This window comes from Neisseria sp. P0008.S010 (genome assembly GCF_051962715.1).
GTDB lineage: Bacteria > Pseudomonadota > Gammaproteobacteria > Burkholderiales > Neisseriaceae > Neisseria > Neisseria elongata.
Map to the genome: position 1 here is coordinate 1 of NZ_JBQCVA010000108.1, position 1,235 is coordinate 1,235.

At 45.7% G+C, this 1,235-nt stretch carries 2 pseudogenes; both read left to right on the top strand.

Going from position 1 to position 1,235, the window contains the following annotated elements:
- Window positions 1-400 precede the first annotated feature (400 nt).
- Window positions 401-938 (top strand): annotated as a pseudogene (locus ACTHSL_RS12645) (IS630 family transposase); the annotation flags it as partial.
- A 4-nt stretch (window positions 939-942) separates the two neighbouring features.
- Window positions 943-1,215: pseudogene (locus ACTHSL_RS12650) on the top strand (IS1595 family transposase); the annotation flags it as partial.
- Window positions 1,216-1,235: the final 20 nt, after the last annotated feature.

Here is a 1,235-nt window from a genome sequence, read left to right on the forward strand (position 1 = left end):
GTTTGAACCTGTTGAAAGCGGCTAACAGGCTAAGTGTGCCTGTTGCCGCCTAAAAGGCGGCCCGGATACCTGATTATCGGGTATCCGAGGAGGATTAAGGGGGTATTTGGGTAGAATTAGGAGGTATTGGGGGAGGGAAATAGCCGAAAACCTGTGTTTGGGTTTCGGCTGTTGGGGAAAAGGAATTTTGCAAAGGTCTCTGCAAGTGCTTTTCAGAGAAATTCTGGACCGAACTGATACCGGCTTGGAGTTGGGGAAGATTGTGAAAGAAATTCTCCCGCTTCCCCTTTTAGGGCAGTACCGTATCGGTTCTATCTGGATAAACGGCAAGTTTGTTGAAGAAGTCCATTACCCTGTTGTTGAATTCAAAGTATCATTTACAGAGGGGTACTGGCGTTATAAAACCTTCAATTTACAAAGAACAAGACCCGGCCAAAGTAACGCATTATTTGACACGACCGGCTGAATTTTCCGACTACCAACGTGTTTATTTGGATGAAACAGGATTTGACCGCTACCTGTTCCGTCCCTATGCCCGCAGCCTGAAAGGGCAAATCGTGAAAGCGCAGATAAGTGGAAAAAGATACCGACGCTTATCCCTGGTGTCCGCACAAGTCGGCAACCGGCTGATTGCTCCGATGGTTTATCAAAATACGATGACCGGAGTCTTTTTTGAAGCGTGGTTTCAGCAATGCCTACTGCCCGCATTGACTCAAAAATCGGTGATTATTTTAGATAATGCGCGATTTCACCGTATGGGTGTCTTACGGGAAATGGCGGAAAAATGGGGACATAAGGTATTGCCTCTTGCACCTTATTCACCTGAGCTCAATCCGATTGAGAAGGTGTGGGCGAATATTAAGCGGTATCTGAGAACCGTTTTGTCTGATTACGCCCGATTTGACGATGCGCTAGTGTCCTATTTTGATTTTAATTAACTATATCAAACAGAAAATCATGCCGGACAGCATTGTTTACACGGATAGTCTGAGCAGCTATGACAAGTTGGACGTGAGCGGTTTCATCCATTACCGCATCAACCATTCCAAGGAATTTGCCGACCGCCAGAACCATATTAACGGCATTGAGAATTTTTGGAATCAGGCAAAACGCGTCTTGCGCAAATACAACGGCATCGATCGTAAATCTTTCCCGCTGTTCTTGAAAGAATGCGAATTTCGATTTAACTTCGGCACACCGTCTCAACAGATTTAAACCCTGTAGGATTGGTGTGG